Raw genomic sequence first — 2825 nt, forward strand, 5'->3', positions numbered from 1 at the left:
ACCTTCCTGGCCGAGCACGCCCCCGAAGGCAAGCGCGGCATCATCACTTCCTTCGCCCAGATCGCCTCCTTCGCGGCCCTGCTGACCGGCACCCTGGTTGCCTACGCCATGTCCCCCTGGCTCACCCAGTCCGCGATCGACGGCGGCGGCTTCGGCTCCTTCGCCTGGCGCATCCCGTTCCTGGTGGCCATTCCCATGGGCATCATCGGCTGGTACATCCGCAAGGCCATCAGCGACACCCCGAACTTCGAGAAGCTGAAGGAAGAGGGCGGCCTCTCCAAGAACCCGCTCAAGGAAGCCTTCCAGTCCGCCGAACACCGCCGCGCCATGCTCCTGGCCCTCTTCATCCCGCTGATGAACGGCTCCGGCTACTACGTGTTGTTCTCCTACATGCCTACCTTCCTCAAAGGCAAGCAGATCAACTTCACTATCGGCGAGGCCCTGCTGGTCACCGCCTGCAGCCTGGTGGCCATCTGCATCGCCATCCCGTTCATGGGCGCTTTGTCAGACCGTGTCGGCCGCAAGAAGGTCATTGCCGGTTCGGCCATCGCCATGGCCATTGTGGGCATTCCCGCCTATGCCCTGATCGCCACCGGCAACATGGGCCTGGCCATCCTGGGTGCCTGCGTCATGGCCGTGGTCTTCGCCGGACACACCGCCGTCATCCATATCCTGATCGTGGAACTGTTCCCCACCCGTGTCCGTTACTCGGCGTACGGGTTGGGCTACAACATCTCCTCCGCGCTCTTCGGCGGCACCGCCCCGCTGCTCATGACCTGGCTGATTTCCAGCACGGGCAACATCTACATGCCGGCGTTCTACGCTGTCGTCACCGCCCTGGGCACCCTTGCCGCGGTCAGCACGGTCAAGGACCGCGCCCACGAACCGCTGCGCGACGCCTGAGCGTTTCCTTCTTTCCCGTCCTTTCAAGCCCGACGCCGGCCCCGCCTTCTTGCGGGGCCGGCACCATCCGAGACTTCCGGAGTAAACATGTCCTTCTCTGACTACACCACGGCCGTTGTCACCGGCGCTTCCACCGGCATGGGCGCCGCCATTTCCGAGCGCCTCGCCAAGCGCGGCCTGACCGTGCACGCTTTTGCCCGCAACGAATCCCGGCTCCAGGAACTGGCTGACCGGACCGGCGCCGTACCGCACGCCGTCGACCTCACCGACACGGCCGCCGTCGCCGCCGCGCTGGAGGGCCTGGAGGTAGACGTCCTGGTCAACTGCGCAGGAGTGTCCCGCCCGGGGAACATCCTGGACTCCGAGGAATCGGACATCGACGAACTGATCGACGTGAACCTCCGCGGTCTCCTCCAGCTGACCCGCCTGGTGCTGCCGGGCATGGTGGAACGGGACCTGGGGCACATCGTGAACATCAGCTCGATCGCCGGCACGTACAACTTCTACGGCCACACCGTCTACCACGCCACCAAGGCCGCCGTGCACCAGATCTCCCGCCAGCTCCGCAACGATACCGTAGGCAAGCGCATCCGCGTCACCGAGATCTGCCCCGGCCGTGTGGAGACCGAGATCTTCGGCCGCAACATGGGCGGCACGCCGGAGGCCATGGAAGAGGCGTGGAAGACGTACTACGAAGGCTACGAATCGCTTACCACCGATGACATCGTCGAAGCCCTGGACTATGCCGTGGGCACCCCGCGGCACGTGAACGTGGGAATGCTCGAGATCATGCCCACCTTCCAGGTCCCCGGCGGCCTGGTGTTCGACCGGCGCTAGAAGCCAACCCCGCAACGAACCCATCCACTGAACCGATAGGTTTTCCTGATGCCAAAAATCCGCACCGTCAGTTTCCCTGACCCCCAGCTACTCGCTGATCTCTCACCGCTCCCGGAAGGGCTTAGGGGCGTCGTGTGGGACATGAAGTCGTCCCCCGAAGAAGGCGCAGAAAAGGAGATCGATGCGGTCATCCTGCCTTACATCGACGCCTCCGCCGTCCTCGGATCCCTCGCCCGGCTTGAGAACCTGAAGTTCGTCCAGACGCAATCCACCGGATACGACGGCGTCGTCGAAGCCGCCGGGCCGAACGCGGCGGTGGCCAATGCGTCCGGCGTTCACGCCGCAGCGACGGCAGAACTCGCAGTCGGCTTGGTTCTCGCCAAGCTGCGCGGCATTGACCAGGCGGTCCGTGACCAGCAATACGGCCTTTGGCGGCCCGAACGTCGCCAGTCCCTCGCGGACAGGCGTGTGCTGCTGGTGGGGGTCGGCGGCATCGGCCACGAGATTGCCCGCCGCCTGGACCCCTTCGAAGTCACCGTCACCCGCGTGGGAAGCACTGCGCGGACAGACGAACACGGCGAGGTGCATGCCTCCTCGAAACTGGCTTCGCTGGCCTCCACGCACGACATCCTGATCTCTGTACTGCCCCTCAATGAAAAGACCCACCACCTGATTGGTGAGGAAGTCCTCGCCGCTCTGCCGGACGGCGCACTCGTGGTCAACGTAGGACGCGGCCCGGTCGTGAATACGGAAGCCCTGACCAAGGAGGTCCTTTCCGGGCGCCTGCAATGTGCACTGGACGTCGTCGACCCCGAACCACTGCCGCAGGACCACCCACTGTGGTCAACACCCAATGCACTGATCACCCCGCACGTAGGTGGCAACGCCTCCGCCTTCGAACCGCGGATCCTCAAGCTCCTGCGGCGGCAGCTCGAAGCTCTGGCTAAGGGCCACGCCCCGGCGAACCTCGTACAGCGCGGCCCCTTCCTGGACACAACGGACCGATAACCACCAACCCACGCGGCGAAGGAGCTGCTGACCATGAATACGCTTTTCGATCTCACCGGGCGGGTGGCTTTGGTGAC

3 protein-coding genes are annotated in these 2825 nt (G+C 64.8%); all 3 read left to right on the forward strand.

Going from position 1 to position 2825, the window contains the following annotated elements:
* Nucleotides 1–903, forward strand: a 903-nt coding sequence (locus BIU82_RS11815) for an MFS transporter (protein ID WP_070349670.1), incomplete at its 5' end; no start/stop codon positions are given.
* An 87-nt stretch (nt 904–990) separates the two neighbouring features.
* Nucleotides 991–1740 carry an SDR family oxidoreductase gene (locus tag BIU82_RS11820; protein ID WP_070349671.1) on the forward strand — a complete coding sequence of 250 codons (750 nt, stop codon included), beginning with the start codon at nt 991–993 and terminating at the stop codon, nt 1738–1740.
* Between the two features lie 48 nt (nt 1741–1788).
* On the forward strand, nt 1789–2748 hold the full coding sequence (locus tag BIU82_RS11825) for a 2-hydroxyacid dehydrogenase (RefSeq protein WP_070349672.1): 960 nt from the start codon (nt 1789–1791) through the stop codon (nt 2746–2748).
* Nucleotides 2749–2825 lie beyond the last annotated feature (77 nt).

The sequence above is a fragment of the Arthrobacter sp. SW1 genome, from assembly GCF_001766675.1.
Taxonomy (GTDB): Bacteria; Actinomycetota; Actinomycetes; order Actinomycetales; family Micrococcaceae; genus Arthrobacter.